The organism is Pandoraea cepalis, from assembly GCF_902459665.1.
Classification (GTDB): Bacteria; Pseudomonadota; Gammaproteobacteria; order Burkholderiales; family Burkholderiaceae; genus Pandoraea; species Pandoraea cepalis.
Map to the genome: position 1 here is coordinate 266,854 of NZ_CABPSL010000002.1, position 25,317 is coordinate 292,170.

The window sequence follows — 25,317 nt, forward strand, 5'->3', positions numbered from 1 at the left end:
TGGGGTAAGCAGTATCGGCTGCATGCCGGCGTCCTTGTCAGACGGGGAGGTGACGTCGTCGAACAGGGCGACGACGCAGCGTTGTGTCCGGCGCCGGGCCATCAACCGGTGGCCATGTCGGCGCGTTGACCGTCGGGAACGAAGATGTAACCGCGCCCGCGCACGGTCTGGATGAAGCGCGGGCTCTGCGCGTCTTCGTCGAGCAGACGGCGCAGGCGCCAGATCTGCACATCGATGCCGCGATCGTTGACATCGCTGTCCGCGCCGTAGAGCAGTTCGATGATGCGTTCGCGCGAGAGCACCTGCATTGCGTGGTTTACCAGCAGGCGCAACAAGCCGTATTCGCCGTCCGAGAGCGTGAGCAACTGCGCATCGCGGGTGAGCGTGCGGCTGCGGAAGTCGAGCACGAACGGGCCGAATGTATAGTTCTCGCGCTGCTCGGGCACCGCGGCATCGGGCTGTTTGCGACGGCGCAACACGGCATTGATCCGGGCGAGCAGCTCGCGCGGACTGAACGGCTTGCCGAGATAGTCGTCGGCACCGATTTCCAGTCCGACGATGCGGTCGATCTCGTCGCTGCGCGCGGTGAGCAGGATCACCGGCACATCGTCGTTGCGCGCGCGCAGGTCCCGCAGGGCGGTGAGGCCATCGACCTTGGGCATCATCAGGTCGAGCACGATCAGCGACGGACGCTCACGCTCCAGGCGTGCGGCCAATCCGTCGCCGTCATGCATCACCGCCACCGAGAAGCCGTGGCGGCTCAGGTATTCGCGCAGCAGATCACGCAGATCGGGATCGTCGTCGACAACAAGAATCTTCATATTCGTTCGGACAGGGAGTGTTGTCATGATAGTGGCCTCCCCGCGCGCCTTGACGCGGGTATTGTTTCCAGACATTACAGCATTGGTCACCCGTAACGTTGCGTAATAATAGAGCCAGCGCCGGTGATACACGAAATTCGCCCCCATCGCATAAGGTTCGATCTAACCGGCAAGCCACCCTGCCGGTGGCCGGTTCCGCACACCCCGTCGTACGTCTCGCGTTGCGAGAGCGCTGCGACAAGGCAATGCAGCGCATCGCGACGCGCGGTGCCAACGCTGTCATGCGAACCATCGCGCGCGCGGCCGGTCTTTCCTTTGCCGCGCCAAGCGCGATTCCCCTTGGGGAAAGCGGGTGTAATCAGCCGTCCTATCGGGCTTTGACAACGGTCTGCTATGCTGATTGGCCGGATCTGGCGTGAGGCAAGGCCCCCGGGGTTGACGGACGCTTTGCTGCGCCGCGGCACCCGATCGCAAGACCATCGTCCATACGGGACGAATCCACCTACCACTGCGCTGTAATGAGGAAGTCATGACCGAGCACGGTCCCCACGGTTCCGAACCACCGAACGGTTCTGATCGGCCCGCACCCCCCACTGCTGGCACGCAACGCGACACCGGGCCAGCCCCTGTGGCTTCGCGTACGCGCCGCTGGCTCGTGCCCGGCGTGATCGGACTGATCGTTGTGCTCATCGCCGGGGGTGTTTATTACCGCGTGCATTCCCAAAGTGCGCAAGGTCCGGCTCAAGCGGGCGGGCGTCGCGGCGCAGCGCCGGGCGGCGTGGCCGGCGCGGGTGCGCCCGCCACGCCGGTGACGGCGGTCGAGGCGAAGACGGGCGACCTGCCGGTCTTCCTCAACGGGCTGGGCACCGTCACGCCCACGCGCAGTGTGACCGTGCATTCGCGTGTCGACGGACAGCTCATGAAGGTGCACTTCAAGGAAGGCGACATCGTCAAGGAAGGCCAGTTGCTCGCCGAAATCGATCCGCGTGCGTTCCAGGTACAGGTCACCCAGATGGAGGGCCAACTCGCCCGCGACCAGGCGTTGCTCAAGAATGCGCAACTCGACCTCGCCCGTTACGAGACACTGCTCAAGCAGGATTCGATCGCCGCGCAGACGGTGGACACTCAACGTGCGCTCGTCAAGCAGTACGAAGGAACCGTCAAATCCGACGAGGGGCAGCTCGGCAACGCCCGCCTGCAACTGAACTATGCCAGCGTGATCGCGCCGGTGTCGGGGCTCGCGGGGCTGCGCCAGGTCGATCCGGGCAACATCATTCACGCGTCGGACACCAACGGCATCGTCATCATCAACGAGGTGACGCCGATTACCGTCGTCTACACGATTCCCGAGGACAACCTGTCGAAGGTCCTCAAACGCTCGCGAGACGGGGAGACGCTGCCCGTGGAAGCCTTCGACCGCGCCGGCAAGGTGAAGCTGGCCACCGGCAGGCTCGCCTCCATCGACAACCAGATCGACACGACAACCGGCACCGTCAAGCTCAAGGCCGAATTCGCCAATCGCGACGGCTTGTTGTTTCCGAACCAGTTCGTCAACGTGAAAATGCTCGTCGACACGCTCAAGGGCGCCACGCTGATTCCGAGCGCCGCGGTACAGCGCGGCACGCAGGGCAGCTTCGTCTACACGGTACAGCCGGATCAGACGGTCAAGCTCAAGACCGTGAAGCTCGGACCGACCGATGGCACCAACGTCGCGGTGGAGTCTGGCATCGCGCCGGGCGAGAAGCTCGTGATCGACGGCATGGACAAGCTGCGCGACGGCGCCAAGGTCGAGGTGATCACGGCCGTGAGCCGTGCGGCGGCCGTTGCGCCGCCCGCGCCGGGGGACAAGCGCAACGGCGGTCATCGCCGTCCGGCGCAATAGGGCGGTCTCGCGTGACGCCGCACGGCATCGTGCGTCCACGCCCCGCCCACGCTCGGCCCACGGCCCCCAGAAACGCCCTTCGACGTAGCCAATGAATCCGTCCCGTCCGTTTATTCTCCGACCGGTCGCCACCTCGTTGCTGATGGTGGCGATCCTGCTTGCCGGTTTCGTCGCGTACCGGCTGTTGCCGCTCTCGGCACTGCCGGAAGTCGACTATCCGACCATTCAGGTGGTCACGCTCTATCCGGGCGCCAGCCCGGACGTGATGACCTCGTCGGTGACGGCCCCGCTGGAGCGTCAGTTCGGCCAGATGCCGGGCCTGAACCAGATGTCGTCGACCAGTTCGGGCGGCGCGTCGGTGATCACGCTGCAGTTCTCGCTCAATCTCGGGCTCGACGTTGCCGAGCAGGAAGTGCAGGCCGCGATCAACAGCGCCAGCAATCTGCTGCCCACCGATCTGCCGATGCCGCCGATCTACAGCAAGGTCAATCCGGCCGATACGCCGATCCTGACGCTGGCGATCATGTCGAAGACCCTGCCGCTGCCCAAGCTCGAAGATCTGGTCGACACACGTGTGGCGCAGAAGATTTCGCAATTGCCCGGCATCGGTCTGGTGAGCCTCTCGGGTGGCCAACGCCCGGCGGTGCGCATTCAGGTCAATCCCCGCGCGATTACGTCGTACGGGCTGAGTATCGAGGACGTTCGCACGTCCATCGCGGCGGCCAACGTCAACCAGGCGAAGGGCAGTTTCGACGGCCCGCTGCGTGCCTCGACCATCGACGCCAACGACCAGCTCGCGTCGGCCGACGAGTACCGCAACCTGGTCATCGCGTACAAGAACGGCGGCCCGATCCGTCTTTCCGATATCGCCGACGTCATCGATGGCGCCGAGAACACCAAGCTTGCCGCATGGGCGGATACCACGCCGGCCATCGTGCTCAACGTGCAGCGTCAGCCGGGCGCCAATGTGATCGAGACAGTCAACCGGGTCAAGGCGTTGCTGCCACAGTTGCAGGCCTCGCTGCCCGGCAGCATCGACGTGAAGTTGCTGACCGACCGTACCACGACGATCCGCGCCTCGGTCTCCGACGTGCAGTTCGAACTCCTGCTCGCGGTGGCCCTGGTGGTCATGGTGATTTTCCTGTTCCTGCGCAACGTCTCGGCGACGATCATCCCAAGCGTGGCCGTCCCGCTCTCGCTCGTCGGCACGTTCGGCGTGATGTACCTGGCCGGCTTCTCGATCAACAACCTCACGCTCATGGCGCTCACCATCGCGACCGGCTTCGTGGTCGACGACGCGATCGTGATGATCGAGAACATCGCGCGTTACATGGAGCAGGGGGAAAAGCCGCTGCAGGCGGCGCTCAAGGGCGCGGAACAGATCGGCTTCACCATCATTTCGCTCACGTTCTCGCTGATCGCCGTGCTCATTCCGCTGCTGTTCATGGGCGACGTCGTCGGCCGCCTTTTCCGCGAGTTCGCGATCACGCTGGCGGTGTCGATCCTGATCTCGGCCGTGGTGTCGCTCACCCTCACGCCGATGATGTGCGCGAAGCTGCTGCGTCACGTGCCCGAAGAGAAGCAGGGCAAGTTCTACCGCAAGACCGGCGAGATATTCGACCGCATCATCGCGAAGTACGGCGAGTGGCTCTCATGGGTGCTCGATCGTCAAACGGCCACGCTGCTCGTTGCGCTCGGCACGCTTGTGCTCACGGTGCTGCTGTATCTGTGGGTGCCGAAGGGCTTCTTCCCGGTGCAGGACACGGGTGTGATCCAGGGAATCTCCGAAGCGCCGCAGTCAATTTCGTTCGCGGCAATGGGCGAGCGCCAGCAGGCGCTGGTCGCCGCCGTACTCAAGGACCCGGCCGTCGAATCGGTGTCGTCGTTCATCGGCGTGGATGGGGTGAACACCACGCTCAACAGCGGGCGGCTGCTCATCAATCTGAAGGACAAGGCCGTGCGCGGACTCGACGCCTCGGCGGTGATCCGCCGCATCCAGCCCGAGGTGGCGAACGTGCCCGGCATCGCGCTCTATATGCAGCCGGTGCAGGATCTGACCATCGAAGACCGCATCAGCCGAACGCAATATCAGTTCACGCTGCAGGATCCGAGTCTCGATACGCTCGGCATCTGGGTGCCAAAGCTCGTCGACAAGCTGCAACACGTACCGCAACTGGCCGACGTGACGAGCGACCTGCAAGTCAATGGCTTGCAGGCTTACGTGGACATCGATCGCGACACGGCGAGCCGCCTGGGCGTGACGCCGGCGGCCGTCGACCAGACGCTCTACAGCGCGTTCGGCCAGCGACTGATTTCGACGATCTACACGCAGGCGTCGCAGTACCGCGTGGTGCTCGAAGTGGGTAACGATTTCCAGCGCGGCCCCGACGCGCTGAAGGGCATTTACGTTGCGTCGACCTCGGGGGTGCAGGTGCCGCTGACATCGTTCGCGAAGATCGTGGAGAAGCCCACCCCGCTGGCCATCAACCACCAGGCCCAGTTCCCGGCCGCCACGATCTCGTTCAATCTCGCCAAGGGCGCGTCGCTCGGCGATGCCGTGAAGGCGATTACCGCGGCCGAGGCGTCCATCGGTCTGCCGGTGAGCACGCAGACGACCTTCCAGGGCGCGGCGCAGGCGTTCCAGGCGTCGCTCTCGAACACGCTGTGGCTGATTCTCGCGGCGGTCGTGACGATGTACATCGTGCTGGGGGTGCTCTACGAGAGCTACATCCATCCGATCACGATCCTGTCGACGCTGCCCTCGGCCGGTGTCGGCGCGCTGCTCGCCCTGATGGTCTCGGGCAACGACATCAGCATCATCGCGATCATCGGCATCATCCTGCTGATCGGCATCGTGAAGAAGAACGCCATCATGATGATCGACTTCGCGCTCGAGGCGGAGCGTGAACGCGGCATGGCGCCGCGCGAGGCGATCTATCAGGCCTGTCTGCTACGTTTTCGGCCAATCCTGATGACGACGATGGCCGCTGTGCTGGGGGCGCTGCCGCTCATGCTTGGCTCGGGCGTGGGGTCCGAGTTGCGGCAGCCGCTCGGGATCACCATGGTGGGCGGGCTGATGGTCAGTCAGGTGCTCACACTCTTTACCACGCCCGTGATCTACCTGTGGTTCGACCGCTTGGCCGCACGGGCGCGCGCCTGGCGCGATCGGCGTTTTGGTACCTCGGGGCCGCCGGACGATCAGGGGCACGGCGATCATGGCACGCCGGGCGGCGGCAGTGACGACCCGGCCACCACAGGCGGCCCAGCGCGATGAACCTGTCGGCTGTCTTCATCAAGCGCTCGGTCGCGACCGTTCTGCTCACCATCGGGGTGACGCTGGCGGGCATCGTCGCGTTCGGGTTGCTGCCCGTCTCGCCGCTGCCGCAGGTCGATTTTCCGACGATCTCCGTTACGGCGTCGCTACCCGGCGCGAGTCCCGAGACGATGGCCGCGAGCGTGGCCACGCCGCTGGAGCGCTCGCTCGGCCGGATTGCCGGGGTGACGGAAATGACGTCGAACAGCACGCTGGGCTCGACCCGCATCACGCTGCAGTTCGATCTCTCGCGCGATATCAACGGCGCGGCGCGCGACGTGCAGGCGGCGATCAACGCCGCGCGCAGTCTGCTGCCGTCGGGCCTGCCGAGCAACCCGACCTATCGCAAGGTGAATCCCGCGAGCGCGCCGGTGATGATTCTTGCGCTGACGTCGGACAGCATGACGCGCGGGCAGATGTACGACTCCGCGTCGACCATCCTCGCGCAGAAGATCTCTCAGCTCGACGGCGTGGGCGATGTCACCGTGGGCGGCAGCTCGCTGCCGGCGGTGCGGGTCGAACTCAACCCAACGGCACTCAACAAGTACCAGATTCCGCTCGAGACGGTGCGCACGACGATTCAGGCCGCCAACGCAAACCGTCCGAAGGGGGCGCTCGAAGACGGCGATCAGCGCTGGCAGATTCTCGCCAACGATCAGGCGAAGACGGCCAAGGACTATCTGCCGGTCGTCGTCAGCTATCGGGACGGCCGTCCGGTGCGCCTGTCCGATGTCGCCGACGTGGTCGATTCGGTGCAGGACTTGCGCAACGCCGGGTCGGCCAATGGCAAGCCGTCGGTGGTGCTCATCATCACGACGCAGCCCGGCGCGAACATCATCACGACGGTCGACGGCATCAACAAGATCCTGCCGGTGCTGCGCGCCTCGATCCCGGCGGCCATCAATCTCGACGTGGTGATGGACCGCACGCCGACGATCCGGGCATCCCTCAAGGAAGTCGAGCGCACGCTGCTGATTTCGATTGCGCTCGTCATCATGGTGGTGTTCCTCTTCCTGCGGAACTGGCGGGCGACGCTCATCCCGAGCGTCGCGGTGCCCGTGTCGCTGATTGGCACGTTCGGCGTGATGTACCTGTGCGGCTTCAGTCTCGACAACCTGTCGCTCATGGCGCTCACCATTGCGACGGGCTTCGTGGTAGACGACGCCATCGTGGTGCTCGAGAACATTGCCCGCCATATCGAAGATGGCCTGAGTCCGTTCGCCGCCGCGCTCAAGGGCACGCGCGAAGTCGGCTTCACGGTGCTCTCGATGAGCATTTCGCTGGTGGCGGTTTTCATCCCGCTGCTGCTCATGGGCGGCATCGTGGGGCGCCTGTTCCGCGAGTTCGCCGTCACGCTCTCGGCCGCTATCCTGGTCTCGTTGGTCGTCTCGCTCACAGCGACGCCGATGATGTGCGCGCGTCTGCTCAAGGGTAAGTCTGCGCCGGGCGCCGCCGCGCCGCCGCCGCGACCATCCGTCTGGACACGGATCGGCGGATGGACCGAGCGCATGTTCGACGGCATGCTGCGCGAATATGAGCGCTCGCTCTCGTGGGCGTTGCGCCACGGGCCGCTCATGCTGGGGATTCTGTTTGCCACGATCTGCCTGAACGTCTGGCTGTATACCGTCGTGCCGAAGGGCTTCTTCCCGCAGCAGGACACGGGGCGGATGATCGGCTTCATTCAGGCCGATCAGGCGATCTCGTTCCAGGCGATGGAAAAGAAGCTGGCCGACTTCATCAAGATCGTGCAGGCCGATCCGGACGTGTCGACCGTCACGGGCTTTACCGGCGGATCGAACCGAAACGGGGGCTTGATGTTCGTTACGCTCAAACCGTTGGGCGAGCGCAAAATCTCGGCCGATCAGGTGATTGCGCGATTGCGGGGCAAGCTGGCCAAGGAGCCTGGCGCAATGCTCTATCTGCAGTCCGTGCAGGACATTCGCGTCGGCGGGCGGGCGAGTAACGCGCAGTACCAGTACACGCTGCAGGCAGATGATCTACAGCAGTTGCGCGAGTGGGAGCCGAAGGTGCGCAATGCGCTCTCGCATCTGCCGAATCTCGTCGACGTCAACACGGACCAGCAGGACAAAGGCTTGCAGACGACGCTCGACGTCGATCGCGATCAGGCGTCCCGCCTCGGTCTGACGATGAGTCAGATCGATAGCGTGCTCAATGATGCGTTCGGGCAGCGGCAGGTCTCCACGATCTACAATCCGCTCAATCAGTACAAGGTTGTAATGGAAGTTGCGCCGCAATGGTGGCAAAGCCCCGAGTCGCTCAAGGACATTTATGTGGTGACCTCGGCGGGGGCGCAGGTGCCGCTCTCGGCATTCGCGCGGTATCGGCCGACCAATACGGCGCTGGGGGTCTCGCACCAGGGGCAATTCGCGGCGAGTACGATTTCGTTCAACCTCCCGCCGGGGGTATCGCTGTCGCAGGCGCAAGCCTCGGTCCAGGACGCCGTCGGCCGGCTGGGCATGCCGACGTCGGTGCACGGCAGCTTCCAGGGCACGGCGCAGGCGTTCCAGTCGGCCTTGTCGTCGCAGCCGATACTCATCCTGACCGCGCTGCTCACGGTATATATCGTGCTCGGCGTGCTCTACGAGAGCTACATCCATCCGCTCACCATTCTGTCGACGCTGCCGTCGGCGGGGGTCGGGGCGTTGCTCGCGTTGCTGCTCTTCAATACCGAGTTCAGCATCATCGCGCTGATCGGGGTGATTCTGCTGATCGGTATCGTGAAAAAGAACGCGATCATGATGATCGACTTCGCGCTCGATGCCGAACGGCGCCAGAACATGCCGCCGCGCGAGGCCATCTACCACGCGTGCGTGCTGCGCTTTCGCCCGATCATGATGACGACGATGGCCGCCATGCTCGGTGCGATTCCGCTTGCGTTGGGCACGGGTGATGGGGCGGAGCTGCGTCAGCCGTTGGGGATTTCCATCGTGGGCGGCCTGCTCGTGAGCCAGGTGCTCACGCTTTATACGACGCCGGTGGTGTACCTCTATCTCGATCGCTTGCGGCTGCGCTGGGCGCGATGGCGTGCGCGTGGTCAACGCGGCCAGGGCGACGTCGGGGAGGTGGGGCATGGCTGATGCCGCGCGCTGCCTGCACCGTGCGCGTCCGTGGGCGTCGCGTCCCGGAGCGTCTTTTGAAACTTCTGTTCTGGCCGAAGGGCCGATGCGTGCCATGTCCCGTAACCTGAATCGTCAAGTCGCCACCGCTGGATCTCATCCGCCCGCTGCAGCCGCAGCGGTTGCGCTGCAAGGGCGAGGCGCGAGGACGCCGCCGCGCATGCGTCGCGCCGCCACGTGGCTTGCGGCAAGCGCCGTACTGTGGCTCGCGGGCTGCGCGGTGGGGCCGGACTATGTGCGTCCAGCCATCGACACGCCGGCCGCGTTCAAGGAGACGGGGGACTGGAAGCTCGCCGAGCCCAGCGATGCGGCGTCCAAGGGCGAGTGGTGGGCGATCTATCAGGACCCGGTGCTCGCCGACCTGATGGCGCAGGTCAACGTCGACAATCAGAACATCAAGGTTGCCGAGGCCAACTATCGGCAAGCGCTGGCCGTGGCCTCGCAGGCGCGCTCTGCCTTCTTTCCGACAATCGGCGCCGGCGCCGGTCTCACACGCGCCAGCTCACGCGTGAGCAGCTCGGCGGTGAGCGGATCGGGGGCGGGCGGGATCTCGAACAGCTACAGCCTGTCGGGCACGGCGAGCTGGGAACCGGACATCTGGGGTAGCGTGCGCCGCTCGGTCGAGGCCGGCAACGCGAGCGCCGAGGCGAGCGAGGCTGATCTGGCCAATGCACGTCTGTCGGCGCAGGCGCTGCTCGCCCAGAACTACTTCGACCTGCGGGTAACGGACGCTCAAAAGGCGTTGCTCGACCGTACGGTCGCGGCATACGAGCAAACGCTCAAGCTCACGCAGAATCAATACGCCGTCGGTGTGGCGCAGCGCTCCGACGTGATTCAGGCGCAGACGCAATTGCAATCGGCGCAGGCCTCGGCGCTCGATATCGAGGTGACGCGCGCCCAACTGGAGCATGCGATCGCGCTGCTTGTCGGCAAGGCGCCGGCGGCGTTCTCGCTTACGCCAACGCCGCTGCGCGCCGCGTTGCCGATGGCGCCGGTGAGCCTGCCGTCGACCTTGCTGGAACGGCGACCCGATATTGCGGCGGCCGAGCGCTCGGTGGCGGCGGCGAACGCGAAGATCGGCGTCGCCAAGGCGGCCTTCTTCCCGACCCTTACGCTCTCGGCGACGGGCGGTTTCCAAAGCAGCAGCTTCGCCGACTGGCTGACGCTGCCGAGCCGCTTCTGGTCGGTCGGTCCGGCGTTGGCGGCCACGCTCTTCGACGGCGGCCTGCGTCGCGCGCAGACCGACGCGGCCATCGCGGCGTACGACGCACAGGTCGCGACCTACCGTCAGACGGTGCTCACGGCATTCCAGTCGGTCGAAGACAACCTCGCCGCGCTGAACTATCTGGGCCGTGAGGCTGCCGTGCAGAACCAGGCGGTGCAGTCGTCGCGCGAGGCGCTGCAACTCATCCTCAATCAGTACAAGGCGGGCACTGTCGGGTTCCAGAACGTGTTGACGGCGCAGACGACGGCGTACACCACGGAGCGTACGGCGCTGACGATTCTCGGCCGTCAGTTCACGGCCAACGTGCTGCTCGTGACCGCGCTCGGCGGCGGCTGGCATGGTTTGTCGTCCGCGGGCGAGAACCCTGGTGCGTCGCCGGCGGTGAAGGCGTCCGCGAACGCCAGCTCCGCCGATGGCCGCGACGGGCAGAAGTAACGCGCCTAACGTGCGTAACGTGCGTTACGTGCGTTACGCGCCATCCGAACCGCCTCGTCAGCGCCCGGTCGAGGTGTTCGCGACCGGGGCACACCCTCGGCATGTCCCCCTGTGCCAACTACGCATATTCCGACGCGCACAACGAGCCGATCACTAAATCGGGCGTTGGTGTTTAAGGTAATTCCGAACTTCGAGATTGGAATGCCGGAAGCGCTCACCGCGAATCGTCCGAATACCGGTAACGCGAGTAGCACAGACTGTGCTGCCGGACGTCTGAGCAATTTCACCTCCGGGCGAGTCCCGTCAAGCAGTTAGGCCGCAGTACCCGCTCTATCGGGCAGCATGCGGGCCGCGCGCGCATTGACCACACCGCGTGGCAAGGCGGCCCATGCGCATCGTCTATGTGACGTTTCCCAGCCGGTCGGGAGGATCCCTTTTTGCCAGAATGGACTCGCTTCGCGGCAATGGCAGGCGCGAAGCACCGTACGTGTCGTGCGGCGATGACGGTGCTGCCAGATGACGAATAAGGGGAGGGGGCAACGATGACGATCAATGTCGTGGTCGCGGACGACCATCCGATTGTGCGCTATGGGATACGACGTCTGCTCGAAGAGCGGGAAATGATTCATCTGGTCGGCGAGGCGGCCAATTCGTCAGAACTCGTGAATTTGCTGGCCAAGGCGCCATGCGACATTCTCGTGACCGATTTTTCAATGCCAGGGGGAAATTTCAAGGACGGCCTGTTTCTGATCGGCTATGTGCGCCGATATTTCCCGAACATCAAGATCATCGTTGTCACGATGCTGGAAAATCTGGCGATTCTTCGCGGCATGCTCAAGCTCGGTGTGCATTCGATTCTCTCCAAGCTCGACGAGCAGAGTTCGATTGCCGATATCGTGTGCGTGGTCGCGGACGGCAGCCGCTATATTCCGGCGGGACTGGCGACGCGCCTGCACGACTCGGTGGTCGACGACACCGAGATCGATGCGTCGAAGCTCTCGGGTCGCGAAGTGGAAGTGGTGCGGCTGTTCGTTTCCGGGCTCACCATCAGCGAAATCGCATTCCAGCTCAGTCGCAGCGTCAAGACGGTCAGCTCACAGAAGACCAACGCCATGCGCAAACTCGGGCTGGACCGCGACGTCGACCTCTATCACTACGCCACGCGCACGGGCATCGCCTGACGGAATCGTTGAACCCGCCGGCGAAGGGGGCGGCGGGGCCGCGATGCCCCGCGCGCGGTCAGGCCGGCAGGCGAATGGCTCGCATATCGCGCAGGATCAACTCGCCCGCCCGGAGCATCTGTTTGAGCTGATGCACCACCTGCTTGATTTCCTGGACGTGGGCCTCCGGCGTGTCGGATTGCTGCTCCTGGGCGACGACCAGCGCGTCGAGGCGCCGCGTGTAGTCGCGCATCGCTTCGCTCGCGGCCTGCGCATCCGTCGGCACCGAGGCGGCCGGGGCCGCCACGGCCTGAGAAAGCAGATCGCTGATCGCGGAGACGACCTGCGCCAGCTCGCCGCTCTTGTCCGCTGCAATCTGACGCGGCAGCACGTCCGACATCCCCGTGATGTACGACGCCATCACATGGTTCTGCACCAGCAGATCGTTGAGCTCCCCGACCGAGACCTGTTTGGACTTGGGCTCGAGCATCATGCGCCTGAAGGCCGCGCCGAAATTTCCGAACGCGATGTGCATGTCCTTGCGCGCCATGCGATAGGCGAGCTCGTCGCGCCTGCCGTCGCGGCCGGTGCACGATTCCAGGTACGCGCGCGTCGACTGCACCGCCTGCCGGATGAGAGGCCCCATCAGGCGGTATTCCCAGTACGGGAAAAGATAGGAGCACACCAGCGCCACGGCGGAGCCGATCAGCGTGTCGATCGCGCGCTCCCCGATCACCGACAGCGACCCGGGGAGCAGGAAGTGGAACAGCAACAGCACGTAGGACGACATGAACACGACCGACAGGCCGTAATTGAACAGCGACAGGCTGTTGCCCATGACCATGCAGAAGAACATGAGGGCGAGCAGCACCCACGCCTTGTGCACGAAGGCCAGAATGATCAGCACGCTTACGCATCCCACCAGCGTGCCGGTCAGACGTTGCGCGTTCTTCTGTTTGGTCAGGCTGAAACCGGGCTTCAGAATCACGATGATCGTGAGCAACACCCAGTAACTGTGGGCCTGCCCGGCGAGCAGCGACCAGTTCTCGCAAATGATCATTCCGGCCGTGATGGCGATCGTCACCCGCAAGGCATGGCGAAAGCTCGGTGACGAAAAAGTCAGATTCTTCCAGAGCAATTTCGGAGAATAGCTCTGTCGTGAGGTGAAGCGCACGAGCGTCTGATCGATCTGGACTTCGGTGGCCGACCCTGCCGTGGCGAGATTCGTGTTGCGGTGCATGCGTTCCACGACACGTGTGCTGCTCCAGACGCGGCGGAAGGTGCTCGTCAGCGCCTGATAGGCTTCGGGCGCGCGCTGCGGCAAAGACTGCTTGCGCATCAGCTCGATCTCGTACTCGATGGCCCGCAATTCCGCGCGCCAACTGCGCTGCGCCCGCGATGGTTCGTTGGTGGCGATGGCGTAGCCGATGGCATCGACTTCGTTGGCGATCTTTCGGATCATGTCGCGGAAGAACAGGAGCACGTCATGGTCGGCGAACTCCCGGCGCAGCATCGGGTAATCGGTGTGCACCGACACCACGACCTCATGCAGGTCGACGATGTTGATGAACAGGTTGAACAGCATCGTGCGGCGCGGCTCCAGCGTGCCGGTGCGCAGGCGGGGCAGGTTGCGCAGAATGATCTCGCGCGCCGCCTGCTGCTTTTCCACGACGTTGACCTGCGCGGCGATCAGTCGCCGGTAGCATTCGTCGATGTCGGTCGACGTGTCGTAGAACGCCGCCTTGGCTTCGAGATACTGCGCCGTGACGAAGAAACACTCGGCCAGCGTCTGCTGTTCGATGCGAAACCACCAGACGCGGCAGACGACGAGGCTGAAGTAGGTGTACCAGAGGCCGCCCGCGAGCACGGCGCCGGCATCGAGCACGGCCTGATGCCGGGTGAGATCGCCCTCGACGTTGAGCACCATCATCATCAGGCAGGCGAAGCTCACGAGCGACGCGCGATAGCCATAGATCACGAGCATCGACAGACCGAACGTCAGGGTCAGCGACGTGATCCAGAGCTGCCACGGTTGCGCGGCGGTGGCCATGCCGGTGATCAGTACCGTAAGGGCGCCGAGCAGAGTGCAACTGAGCAGCTCCGCGTGCTTGTGACGCAGCGGTCCGTTGATGTCGACCACGCTCGCGCACAGCGCCCCCGAGGCGACCTCAATGCCGAGCAGGTGCTGGTCCATCCCCCAGAACAGCACGAGCGCCGGCAACACGACCCCCAACGCCTGACGGGTGCCGGTGAAAAAATAATGGCTGAAGAGGAATTTCTTGATATCGGTCTGGTAGTCCATGCGTCGGGTGCGAGGGTTCCGCAGCAAAGCCGGCCGCGCGGCGGGGGGAGGGCGCGGTGCAGACAGAGTCTAGCCGAAGCCCCGCGTGGCGCGAAGAGGGGATGCCGCCGGTGACGGCCCCCATGCCGACGGACTGGTAACGGCGCCTGACGCTGCCGTCACTCATGTCGGGGCAAGTTTTCGGATCTGCCCGATGGGCTTCGCGAGGAGGCTTTTGTTATGCTTGCGAACAGACTCGCTCAGCCGCCACGCCCGCATGCTCCACCTATTCTTTTCCAACCGGTTCACCACCCTTGAAGCCGCCCTGTTGCGCGATCTCGCCCAGGCGCCCGGCAGCACGGGGAAAGCCGGTCATCCGTTCGAGACGGAAACCATCGTCGTGCCAAGTGTGGCCGTGCGGCGCCGGCTCGAACTGGACTATGCCGATGTGTTCGGCGTGTGTGCCAACGTTCGTCTGACCTATCTCGCCCAGTGGCTGTGGGACATGGCGGGGCAACTGGTCACGGTGCCCGAGAGTTCGCCGTTTGCGCCGGACCGGCTTGTCTGGCCGCTGTATCAGTGCCTCGCCCAGCCGTGGGGGGACGCCTCGCCGCGACTGGCGGGCTATCTGACGGGCGCGGACGATGTCATGCGCTTCGAATTGGCCGACCGACTGGCGCATCTCTACGACCAATATCTGACCTATCGGCCGAACTGGCTTGAGCGGTGGCAATCCGGGGAGACGATCGACCCGGGCGCCGCCACGGGCTGGGGTGAGACGCAGCGTGCCGACGAAGTGTGGCAGAGCACCTTGTGGCGGCAGGTGTTGGCGCATCTGGAGATTCGCGAGCGTCACCCGACGTTGCGGGCCATCGACCGGATCGAGGCATTGACGCCGCAGACGGTGCCTGCCGGATGGCCGTCACGTGTGTCGGTGTTCGCGCTGTCGTCGATGCCGCCGCTTTCGATGGCGCTGCTCAAGGCGATGTCTCGTCTGATCGAGGTGCACCTGTACGTCCTGAATCCGTGTGAGAGCTATTGGTTTGACATCGTGCCGCCGTCACGGCTGTCGTATCTGGCGCGGCGCGATGGGGGGGCGCATCGGGAAGTGGGGCATCCGTTGCTCGCCGAATGGGGGCGCCAGACGCAATCGCATATCGATGCGCTGTATGCCGACCTCGCACCGCAGGCGGTGGAGGACCGGGCGCTTTTCCAGCCCAATCCCGCACCGACGCTGCTCGCCGCCCTGCAAAACGGCATTCTCACGTTGGACGATGGCCGTCACGGCGCGCCCGATGGCGTGAGCGTCGACGGGTCGGTGCAGGTGCATGTGTGCCACAGCCTGGCGCGTCAGATCGAAGTGCTGCATGACCGGTTGTTGGCGTGCTTCGACGAGATTCCCGATTTGCGTCCCGATGATGTGCTCGTGACCGTGCCGGATCTGGGGCGCGCGGCCCCGCTGATCGACGCCGTGTTTGGTACCGCGACACCTCGCATTCCTTATCTGGTGACGGGGTTGCCGCCGACGCGGACCAACCCCGTCGCGCGGGCGTTCGCCGCCATCCTGGCCTTGGCGCAGCAGCGGGTGGCGGTGTCGAGTCTGGTGGAACTGGCACGCACGGAGGCCATCGCACAACGCTACGATCTCGGCGGCAATGCGCTCGACACCGTTCAAAACTGGTTGCATGCCGCCGGTGCACGACGCGGCTGGCGCGGTGATGCCCTGCTGCGGCTCGACGCGCCGCAGGCGTACGCGCCGACCGGGGCCGATGTCTCGCCGGCGTTGGAGCGGCACACCCTGGGCGATGCGATGATGCGGCTGTTTCTCGGCTACGCCTTGCCTGATGACGCCTTGCCGGTCGACGATTGGCTACCGGTTGGGGGAATCGAGGGCGGCCGTGCCGAATGGCTCGGGCAGCTGGCGCGGCTCGTCGACGATCTCGATGCCACCGCCGTCACGCTGCAAACGATGCGCACGGGGCTCGCGTGGCGCGATCAGCTGCTGGCGATGCTGGAACAGTTCTTTTCCGACGAGCCTCGTTTTGCCGACGATGTTGCCGAGGTGCGCGTGGCCATCGAACAGATCGGCTCGGCTATCGCTGATGGAGCGCCCGAAGTGCGGGTACCGGTTGACGTGGTGGCGCGCGTGCTGGCCAATGCCCTCGACGATCCGACGCGTGGCGGCGTGCCATCGGGGCGTGTGACGTTTGCGGCGATCCCCAGCCTGCGCCTGCTGCCGTACCGCGTGGTGTGCATGATCGGCATGGACGACGGGGTGCTGCCGGGACGCGTGCGCGCCGACGAATTCGACCTCATGCGCGCGTTGCCGCAACGTGGCGATCGCCAGCGGCGCGACGACGAGCGCAATCTTTTCCTCGATCTGATGTTGAGTGCGCAGGACCGGTTCCTGGTCACCTACACGGGCCGAAGCGTGCGCGACAATGCGCCGCTGCCGCCATCGACGGCTGTGGACGAATTGCTCGACTTCGCCGGGCAGTTGCTCGCACCGGTGTCCCAGGGGTACTGCCTCGACGATCAGCGCGAAGCCCGCGAGCGGCTTGCGGTGTCGCATCCGCTTCAACCGTTTTCTCCTGCGTATTTCGATGGGCACGACCCGTCGCTCTATAGCTACGACGTGGCCAATGCCGAGGCGGCGCAGCAATTGGCGGATCAACTGGCGTCCCCCACACCGAATGCCCGCGCCGCGCCATTCGTGCGTGAACCGTTGCCCGCTGTCGTACAAACCCATTTGACGTTGGACGACCTGCTGCGTTTCTGGCGTCATCCCGGCAGAGCGTGGGCGCGTGACCGGCTGGGACTCTCGCTCGGCGAACTGCTCACGGAGGTCGACGACGAAGAGCCGTTCGTGCTCGACTGGGCCGGACGCGATGCGCTGGCGGCGCGTCTGCTGCCGCGCCTGATGCGCCACGACGCACGCGACGCCCGCGCGCATGCCGACGCCATTGAGCGTATTGCGAAGGTCAGTCACGAGTTGCCGGGCGGGGCGACCGGTGCCGTCTGGCGCCGCAGAGCGTTGGGCGGCCTGCGCGCGCTGGCGTCGCAGGTGCGAGACGCGCAGGCGGAAGGCACGCAGGAGCTGCTGGTGACGCTGCCTTTGACGCCGGCGCTGCCGCCGTCATGGCGCGAATCGACGCAGGCCGCCTGGCATGGCGATGCCACGTTGCGCGCAGCCTGCCTGTTGCAGGGACGCTTGGCCCCGGTGTCGCGCTATGGACTGGTCATGTATCGATTCGGCAGCCAGCGTCCGAGCGATCTGCTTGCCGCATGGCTGGCCCATCTGGCGCTTTGTGCGCATCTCCAGCAGCCCGAGCACGCAGGACTGGACGTAGCCGCCAGAACGCTCTGGTACGGCGAAGACGAGACATTCGCGTTGCGGCCGGTGGAAGACGCGGCGACGCTGTTGGGGCAATGGGTGGCGCTGTACCGCCTCGGGCAGACGCGGCCGTTGCCATTCTTTACGCGAAGCGCGTGGAAGTTGGCGAGCACCGGCAAGCCGGGCGAGGCGCAAGGTGCGTGGCTCGGTTCGGCATTCGCTCGGGGCGACGCGGACGACCCGTACACGCGACTGATCTGGCGCGGCGTGGACGATCCGCTGGCGCCGCCGTTCGATGCGCTCGCCAATCTACTGCTCGGCCCTCTGGTGCAACACCTTGACGTGGCGGAGGGCGCATGACGCAGCTCATCGACCTCGACGTCTTCAGTTGCGATCTCGACGGCGTTTGCCTGATCGAAGCGTCGGCTGGCACTGGCAAGACCTGGAACATCTGCGCGCTGTACGTGCGGTTGCTGCTCGAGAAGCGATTGACGGTCGAGCAGATTCTTGTCGTCACCTTCACCAACGCGGCCACGGCCGAGCTGCGTGAGCGGATTCGCGCGCGGCTGGCTGCGTTGGTGGCTGCGATGGCGCCGGTCTTCGAGGAGGAGGACGAGAACGACGATATCGTCGACTTCGATCCGGACGCCAGCGACGATCCGTTGTTCAACGTCATGATCGCGGGGTTGATCGAGCGCGGTGACATGACACCGAAGGCCATTCGCGATTGCTTGCAAACGGCATTGCGCGGCTTCGATCAGGCCTCGATTCACACCATTCACGGGTTTTGCCAACGTGCTCTGGCGGAGGTGCCGTTTGCGGCCGGATTGCCGTTCGCCTATGAGCTGGTGCCGGACGACAATGGCGTGCGGCACGATCTCGCGGTCGAATTCTGGCGCCGTGTGGTCGAACCGCTGGCAGCGCAGGACGACGGCTTCGCCGCGTGGCTGGTCGATGCGAAGCGCTCGCCCGGCACGCTCACCGACCAGTTGGCGCGTCGGCTGAAGAAACCCATGTCGGAATTGCGCTGGCCGTCGTCGGTCGAGTCAGACGCTCAAGCGTCGTCGGACCCGGGATGGTTCGCGACCTACGCAGCGGCCTGCGAGTGCTGGGACGCCGAGGCCGCGGCAATTACCGATCTGATGCGCGCGGCGTTGCCGTCGTACAAGAAAAACATTTACGACGCGGTATCGCTTGCGCAAGCCGTATCGGCCTGGGCACGCTATCTTGGCGCGCGCGATGCCGGGGCGCCGTTGAGTTCGAAGGCGGAATTGCTGACCACCACGCGCCTCGCCAAGGACATCAAAAAGGGCGAAACGCCGCCCGATCACCGGTTTTTCGGCATGGCCGATGCGCTGGTGCAAGCGCGCGCCGACGCGCACGAGCGTTACGCGATGCAGTGGCTGCGGATGCTGCGCGAGTGGCTGATGCAAGCCCCGGACCAGTTGGCGCTTCGCAAGCGCGAGTTGCGGGTGGTGTCGTTCGACGACCTGCTTGGCAATATTGCACGGGCACTGAACCAGCACCCCGATCTGGCCGAGGCCCTGCGCGAGCGATACCCCTGCGCACTGATCGACGAGTTCCAGGACACGGATCCGCTGCAGTTCGACATTTTCAGTGCCGTGTACGGTCGGCGGGAGACGGCCGCATCGAACGTCGGGCGGGGGCCGATGTTCATGGTGGGTGACCCGAAGCAGGCGATCTACAGCTTCCGGGCGGCGGATCTGCATACGTATCTGGCCGCGCGCGAGAACGCCGACGCGGCGTACACACTGGCGGTGAATCAACGCTCGACACCGGCCATCATCGAGGCGGGCAATCGCCTGTTCGGGGCCAACGACCGGGCGTTCGTGCTCGACGGGCTCGAGTACCCGCCGGTGCGCCCGGGGGCGCGGCAGCGAGCGCCGTTCACCGACGCTCGCGAAGTGGCCGACTTCACTGTCTGGTGGCTTCCGGACGATGACGAGCCGCTGTCGAAGGACGACGCGCAGCAGGCGTGTGCGCGGGCGACGGCGGCCGAGGTGGCGCGCTTGCTCGCGGGCGCGGCGCGCGGTGACGTGCGCGTGGGCGAGCGACCGCTCGCGCCGGGCGATATTGCCGTGATCGTGCAGACGCACCGGCAGGGCGCGCTGATGAAATCGATGCTTGCCGAGCACGCGGTGGGCAGCGTGGAGCTGACGCAGGACTCGGTGTTTGCCAGTGACGAGGCACAAACGCTGTTGCGGGTGTTGCGTGCAGTGGAGTCTCCCGGCGACGTGCGGGCGCTGCGCGCTGCGCTGGCGACCGAGCTGTTCGGGCTCGATGCCACGGCGTTGTATCGCATGCAGACCAGCGAAGCCTCCGATGCCGAGGCGATCGCGTGGATCGAGCGACTACAACGCTATCGTCAGTTATGGATCGACCGCGGCTTCTCGGCGATGTGGCGCACGTTGATGCGCGAGTTGGGCCTCGCGGCACGTCTGGTCGCTCAGGCCGGCGGCGAGCGGCGTCTGACGAACTTCATGCACTTGGCAGAGCTTGCACAGGCCCGCTGGGCCGAGCAGCCCGGCATGCCGGCGCTGCTGCGCTGGCTGGCCTCGCAGCGCAATGCGAGCGGCGGTGAAGACGCGCAGTTGCGTCTCGAGTCGGATCAGAATCTGGTGCAGATCGTGACCGTTCACAAGTCGAAGGGGCTTGAGTATGGCGTGGTGTTCTGCCCGTTTCTTTGGGACGGCGCAGTGCGCGACGGTGGGCGTCTCGACGGACTCGAGTATCACGATGGTTCCACGGCCGTCATCGACTTCACCGATGCGGCGGGCAAGGGGTCGCCCGCCGCCGCCGCGCTGCGGCAGGAGCAATCGGCAGAGCAGGCACGACTGCTGTACGTAGCGCTGACGCGCGCGGTCTACCGTTGCTACCTGGCGGCCGGCATTTATGCGTCGCGACGCAGCGTGAAGGAAGCGTGCGGCGGCATGCTCAACTGGCTCGCGGCAGGGCAAGGCAATACGTTCGATACGTGGGTTTCGTCGACGCTCGATACCGACGAGCGGGTGGCCACGATCCGGTCGGCATGGAAGGCGCTGGTCGGTGGCCCACTGGCGGTGGTGCCGTTGCCAATGGGCGATGCGTTGGATGCCGACATGCGTGTCGTCCACGACGCGGCGCCGCAACTCACCCCGCGCGCGAGTGCTCGCGCGTTGCGCGAAGTCTGGCGGATCGGGAGCTTCTCGGGGCTGTTGGCGGGGATGCACGCCGGTCCGCAACTGGGCGGCGGCCAACTCAGTGCGCCGGAGCGTACGCGTCCCGATTACGACGCGCAGGCCAATGCCGGGCCGACGTTCGCCCTGCCGCCGGAGGGAGACGATGCCTGGCCGCCCGCCGATGACATTCTTCGTTTTCCGCGCGGACCGGCGGCCGGCGAGAGTTTGCACCGTGTGTTCGAACTGGCTGATTTTCGGGCGCGCGCGCAATGGCCACATGCGGTCGCTAGAGCCTTGCGCGAACGACCGCCCGGGCGCGGAGCCGAGCACAACGATACGTGGCGCGCCATGATGATGAGCATGCTGGCCGATACGCTCGCTACACCGTTGCGACCGGGTATGCAACTGGCTGACGTGGCGATGACCGAACGGCTCACCGAAATGGAATTCACGTATCCGGCCGATGCCGTGTCGCTCGAGGCGCTGCGCGGCGTGTTGCGCCAGTTCGGTTACCCGGACTTGCCGCTCGACGCCACGGTGCTGCGCGGCTACCTCAAGGGGTTCATCGATCTGGTGTTCCGGCACGGCGGCCAGTGGTGGATCCTCGACTGGAAGTCGAACTATCTCGGCACTGCCCCGGAAAACTACGGCGCCGACGGCCTGCGCGAAGCGATGGCCGAGCACGGCTATCACCTCCAATACCTCCTCTACACATTGGCGTTGCATCGCTACTTGCAACGCCGATTACCCGACTACCGATACGACCGCGATATGGGCGGCAGCCTCTACTTGTTTGTCCGGGGCGTTCGGCCCGACTGGGCGCGTGCGCATCTGGCCGGTGACGATGTGCCGGGTGTCTTCTTCGACAAGCCGTCGCGTGAGATGGTCGACGCGCTCGATCGGCTCTTCGCCTCGGGCGACAACGCTGCGCTGGCGCAAGCGTTGTCGCCGGACGTTCAAGGTGACGACGCGGGCGCTGCCGACCGGGAGGGCGCATGAGCGATCGACGAGATCGGGGGGACGTGGCCGGGGCACCGTTGGCCGACAGCGGCGTGGTGCGATTGGCGCAGGGGTTCGCGCGTCGAATGGCACTGCTCGCGCGCGGTCACGGGGCGGACGAGCCAACGTGCCGCTATGTGTGGCGTGCCGCCCTCGCGGTGAGCCTCGCCACGGCCGAGGGGCACGTCTGCGTGCCGCTCGATAACCTGCTCGACGGGCAAGCCAGCGGCGAACTGTTTCCGGGTGACGCCCCCGCCTTGTCCGTCTGGCGCGAGGCACTCTTTGCCAGCGGCTTGTGTGCCCCCGCCAGCTTGGCGCTGGCGCGCACCGGCGACGTGCAGGCCGACGCCTTCCCGCTTTTGCTCGACGACCACGATCGCCTCTATCTCGCACGTTATTACAGCTATGAGGCGCGGCTGGCGACGGCGCTCGGACGTAAGTTGTCGCTGACCGAACGCACACCGGTCACCGCGGCGGATCGCGCTCGTCTGCATCGTTACTTTGGCGAAGGCGCGCTTGTGTCGTCCGAGGGGCAGCAGGAACCGAACTGGCAGATGGCGGCGGCGGCGCTGGCGCTGCAACGCTCGTTGGTTGTGCTCAGCGGCGGTCCCGGCACCGGCAAGACGACCACCGTGGTGGGCTTGCTCGCCTGTCTGCTCGAGCGAGACGCCAACCTGCGCGTGGCGCTGGCCGCGCCCACGGGGAAGGCGGCGCAGCGCATGCAGGAGGCGTTGACGGCCCGTCGGGATCTCCCGGAAGCGGTGCGCAGGGCATTGCCCGAGGCGGCGGTCACGTTGCATCGCCTGCTGGGTGTCTTGCCGGAGTCGGCCGAGCAAGCGGGGCGGCGTTTTCGACATCACGCGGCCAACCCGCTGCCCTACGATCTGATCGTCGTGGACGAGGCGTCGATGATCGATCTGTCGATGGCGACACAATTGCTCGAAGCCGTGCCGGAAAGCGCACGCCTGATCCTGTTGGGCGACAAGGATCAGTTGGCGGCGGTTGAAGCGGGGGCCGTCTTCGGAGAGTTGAGCGCGCAACGCAGGTTCTCACCGGACATGCGTAGGCGATTGTTGTCCGCGCTCGAATGGCCCGTCGATGCGCCGCCCCGGTCGGGACCGTTGGCGGCCGCCGTAGGGAACGGCGCGCCGGATGCCGCCGCAGGAAGCGCCCGAGTGTCGCAAGGGCTGGAAGACACCGTCGTCTGGTTGGAGCGTACTTATCGCTTCGGAGAGAATTCTGCGATTGGTCGCCTGGCAACCGCCATCAAGTCGGGCAAAGTGATTGAGGCGCGCAAGGCCTGCACCCTTGCGGACGACGGGGCGTTCGCCGGCATCGGTTCGACTTCAGCACCAGCGGCAAGCGACGCCGACCGCGTGATGTTCAGTGAGGACGGCGGCGTGCAGTTGTCGCCCGTCAGTCTGCACGCGCTGGCGGACGGGTATTCGGCCTATCTCGCCGCGCTGGCCGAAGCGGTCGCGACGATCGAGCAACTGGGCGATCCGGCGACGGTAACCGCCGCCGATGTCGCCATGGTCGCGCAGCCGGTATTTGCGGCGTTCGGTCAGTTTCGCGTGCTGTGCGCGACACGTGGCGGGCGACGCGGCGTCGAGTTGCTCGGCGCGCAACTGACGGCGGTACTTGCGCGTCGAGCCGGTATGGCGCTCGGGGCTGGCGGGGGCGCCTGGTTTGCCGGGCGCCCGGTGTTGGTCACGCAGAACGAATACGCACTGAACCTGTTCAACGGCGACATTGGCATCGCGTTGCCGCTCGGACCGTCCGGCACACTACGCGTCGCGTTTGCCACGCCGGATGGGGGATACCGCCTTTATTCCCCGGCCAGTCTGCCGGCGCACGAGACCGCATTTGCCATGACGATCCACAAGTCGCAGGGATCGGAATTCGAACGCGTGGCGATGGTGCTGCCAGAACAGGCGAGCCGGGTGCTGTCGAGGGAGCTGATCTATACGGGGGTGACGCGAGCGCGCCGTCAGGTATGGCTTTACGCGCCGTGGCAGGTCGTCGCGTCGGCCATCGCGCGGCCCACGCAGCGCGACGGCGGCTTGACCGACCGGTTGATGGAGGTGCTGGCTACGATGCCTCCTTCGGTGCCTGCGCCGCCGCCGTCGCTGCCGCGATAGCGGCCTCGGCCACCGAGCCCAGCCGCGTGACGAGCAACTGGTCGATCTTGTAGTTGTCGATGTCGACCACTTCGAACTTGTAGCCCGCGGCCTCGGTGGCTTCCGATTTCTTCGGAATGCGCTTGAGCTGATAGATCATGAATCCCGCAATGGTCTCGAACTCGCCTTCACCAGGAAGCTCGTCGATATCGAGTGCTTTCTTCACGTCTTCGACGGACGTGACACCGTCCACGAGCCATGAGTGCTCGTCGCGCTGCACGATCTGATCTTCGTCCGCCGGGTGAATCACGTTGCCCATGAGCGCGCCCACAATGTCGTTGAGCGTCACCACACCGACCACCAGACCGTACTCGTTGATGATGACGGCAAAGCCTTCGCGGGTTTCCTTGAAGCGGGCCAGCGCTTCCGAAAGATTCAGGGTGTCGGGGATCACCAGCAGCTTCTTCGCATACAGGCGGTCGAGATTGCGAATCACGCTCGACAGGTCTTCGCTCGCAATGCGCTGGAGCAAATCTTTCGAGTCGACGTAGCCGAGCACGTTGTCGATTTCGTCCCGGCACACGAGATACTTCGAATGCGGGCTTTGGATGATCTTTTCGCGAATACTGCGCTCGTCCTCGGCGATGGTGAAGTACACCACGTCGTCGCGAAAGGTCATGACCGAGCCGACGGTGCGCGATTCCAGCTCGAAAACGTTCTCGATCAAATGGAGTTCCTGCTTGCGCACCACGCCGGCTTGCGCGCCCGCGCCGACCATCGCCGCGACATCTTCGGACGTAATGTTCTCGATGGCATGCGTCGGCAGCTTGAACAGACGCAGAAACAGGTTCGCCACGCCGTTGAAGAGGTAGACGAGGGGCCGAAGCACCTTCAGGCACAGCAGCATCGGATCGATGATGGCCATGGCAACGCGCTCGGGGTTGACCATTGCGAGACGCTTGGGAATCAGGTCGGCGAACTGAATGAAAGCGATCGTGATGAACAGGAACGAGCCAATGCCTGCCAGGCGCAACGCCAGCGCCTGATCGGTGAGCGGCGAGAGCCACGCGAACAGATAGCCGGTCAGGAAACTCTCGCCAAGCACGCCGCCGAGCACGGCGACCGCGTTCACGCCGATCTGCACAACGGTGAAGAAATTGCCTGGCTGCCCCTTGAGGGCGAGCACCTTGATTGCCTGCGGGTTGCCCTTTTCCATGAGCACGTGCAGCTTGGTGCGCTTGGCGGCGGTCAACGAGATTTCGGCGGCGGAGAAGAATGCGCTGGCCAGAACCAGCACGAAGATACTGAAAAGAAAGCCGTAACCACTCATGTTGTCATCCCTGTAAATGCGAAGGCGGGTACACAGCCGCGACGCTGGCCGGACCGATGAGCTAGGGAGCGGGTCCGGTGGGCAGGGAGACATTTCAAAAC

The 25,317-nt window shown here is 65.2% G+C and carries 11 protein-coding genes; 8 read left to right on the plus strand and 3 right to left on the minus strand.

Annotated elements, in window-relative coordinates; translation table 11 throughout:
* Window positions 1-101: 101 nt before the first annotated feature.
* The gene (locus PCE31106_RS05680) at window positions 102-821 is read right to left on the minus strand and encodes a response regulator (RefSeq protein WP_017232825.1); all 720 of its coding nucleotides are present in this window, start codon (window positions 819-821) and stop codon (window positions 102-104) included.
* A gap of 628 nt (window positions 822-1,449) precedes the next feature.
* Here PCE31106_RS05680 and PCE31106_RS05685 point away from each other — a divergent pair.
* The 5 genes from PCE31106_RS05685 to PCE31106_RS05705 all read left to right on the plus strand — a co-directional run bounded on the left by PCE31106_RS05685 (window position 1,450) and on the right by PCE31106_RS05705 (window position 11,994).
* Window positions 1,450-2,703 (plus strand): MdtA/MuxA family multidrug efflux RND transporter periplasmic adaptor subunit, encoded by a 1,254-nt coding sequence (locus PCE31106_RS05685; RefSeq protein WP_150562656.1) that lies wholly within the window; start codon window positions 1,450-1,452, stop codon window positions 2,701-2,703.
* A 91-nt stretch (window positions 2,704-2,794) separates the two neighbouring features.
* Complete coding sequence (locus tag PCE31106_RS05690; RefSeq protein ID WP_150562657.1) at window positions 2,795-5,977, plus strand: MdtB/MuxB family multidrug efflux RND transporter permease subunit; 3,183 nt, start codon at window positions 2,795-2,797, stop codon at window positions 5,975-5,977.
* On the plus strand, window positions 5,974-9,114 hold the full coding sequence (locus tag PCE31106_RS05695; protein ID WP_150562658.1) for a multidrug efflux RND transporter permease subunit: 3,141 nt from the start codon (window positions 5,974-5,976) through the stop codon (window positions 9,112-9,114). The genes PCE31106_RS05690 and PCE31106_RS05695 overlap by 4 nt, the downstream gene beginning before the upstream one ends.
* Before the next feature lie 199 nt (window positions 9,115-9,313).
* Window positions 9,314-10,813, plus strand: coding sequence for an efflux transporter outer membrane subunit (locus tag PCE31106_RS05700; protein WP_150562742.1), 1,500 nt, complete (start codon window positions 9,314-9,316; stop codon window positions 10,811-10,813).
* 542 nt (window positions 10,814-11,355) lie between these two features.
* Complete coding sequence (locus PCE31106_RS05705) at window positions 11,356-11,994, plus strand: response regulator (protein ID WP_017232830.1); 639 nt, start codon at window positions 11,356-11,358, stop codon at window positions 11,992-11,994.
* A gap of 58 nt (window positions 11,995-12,052) precedes the next feature.
* Here PCE31106_RS05705 and PCE31106_RS05710 read toward each other — a convergent pair whose 3' ends face one another.
* On the minus strand, window positions 12,053-14,275 hold the full coding sequence (locus tag PCE31106_RS05710; RefSeq protein ID WP_150562659.1) for an FUSC family protein: 2,223 nt from the start codon (window positions 14,273-14,275) through the stop codon (window positions 12,053-12,055).
* A gap of 256 nt (window positions 14,276-14,531) precedes the next feature.
* Here PCE31106_RS05710 and recC point away from each other — a divergent pair, with 256 nt between their 5' ends.
* The 3 genes from recC to recD are packed head-to-tail and all read left to right on the plus strand — an operon-like array spanning window position 14,532 to window position 23,907.
* Window positions 14,532-17,948, plus strand: a complete 3,417-nt coding sequence (recC, locus tag PCE31106_RS05715; protein ID WP_150562660.1) for an exodeoxyribonuclease V subunit gamma — start codon at window positions 14,532-14,534, stop codon at window positions 17,946-17,948.
* Entirely contained in the window at window positions 17,945-21,766 is a 3,822-nt protein-coding gene (recB, locus tag PCE31106_RS05720; protein WP_150562661.1) for an exodeoxyribonuclease V subunit beta, read from the plus strand. Before recC ends, recB begins: the two co-directional genes overlap by 4 nt.
* Window positions 21,763-23,907, plus strand: a complete 2,145-nt coding sequence (gene recD / locus PCE31106_RS05725; RefSeq protein WP_150562662.1) for an exodeoxyribonuclease V subunit alpha — start codon at window positions 21,763-21,765, stop codon at window positions 23,905-23,907. Before recB ends, recD begins: the two co-directional genes overlap by 4 nt.
* Here recD and paeA read toward each other — a convergent pair.
* Window positions 23,858-25,216, minus strand: coding sequence for a polyamine export protein PaeA (paeA, locus tag PCE31106_RS05730; RefSeq protein ID WP_150562663.1), 1,359 nt, complete (start codon window positions 25,214-25,216; stop codon window positions 23,858-23,860). The two genes, recD and paeA, sit on opposite strands and share 50 nt — an antisense overlap.
* Window positions 25,217-25,317: the final 101 nt, after the last annotated feature.

What these genes read in the sequence shown, in the direction of transcription:
- PCE31106_RS05680 (WP_017232825.1), bottom strand. Translation starts at nt 821, where the DNA reads ATGAAGATTCTTGTTGTCGACGACGATCCCGATCTGCGTGATCTGCTG.
- PCE31106_RS05690 (WP_150562657.1), top strand. Translation starts at nt 2,795, where the DNA reads ATGAATCCGTCCCGTCCGTTTATTCTCCGACCGGTCGCCACCTCGTTG.
- PCE31106_RS05695 (WP_150562658.1), top strand. Translation starts at nt 5,974, where the DNA reads ATGAACCTGTCGGCTGTCTTCATCAAGCGCTCGGTCGCGACCGTTCTG.
- PCE31106_RS05700 (WP_150562742.1), top strand. Translation starts at nt 9,314, where the DNA reads ATGCGTCGCGCCGCCACGTGGCTTGCGGCAAGCGCCGTACTGTGGCTC.
- PCE31106_RS05705 (WP_017232830.1), top strand. Translation starts at nt 11,356, where the DNA reads ATGACGATCAATGTCGTGGTCGCGGACGACCATCCGATTGTGCGCTAT.
- PCE31106_RS05710 (WP_150562659.1), bottom strand. Translation starts at nt 14,275, where the DNA reads ATGGACTACCAGACCGATATCAAGAAATTCCTCTTCAGCCATTATTTT.
- recC (WP_150562660.1), top strand. Translation starts at nt 14,532, where the DNA reads ATGCTCCACCTATTCTTTTCCAACCGGTTCACCACCCTTGAAGCCGCC.
- recB (WP_150562661.1), top strand. Translation starts at nt 17,945, where the DNA reads ATGACGCAGCTCATCGACCTCGACGTCTTCAGTTGCGATCTCGACGGC.
- recD (WP_150562662.1), top strand. Translation starts at nt 21,763, where the DNA reads ATGAGCGATCGACGAGATCGGGGGGACGTGGCCGGGGCACCGTTGGCC.
- paeA (WP_150562663.1), bottom strand. Translation starts at nt 25,216, where the DNA reads ATGAGTGGTTACGGCTTTCTTTTCAGTATCTTCGTGCTGGTTCTGGCC.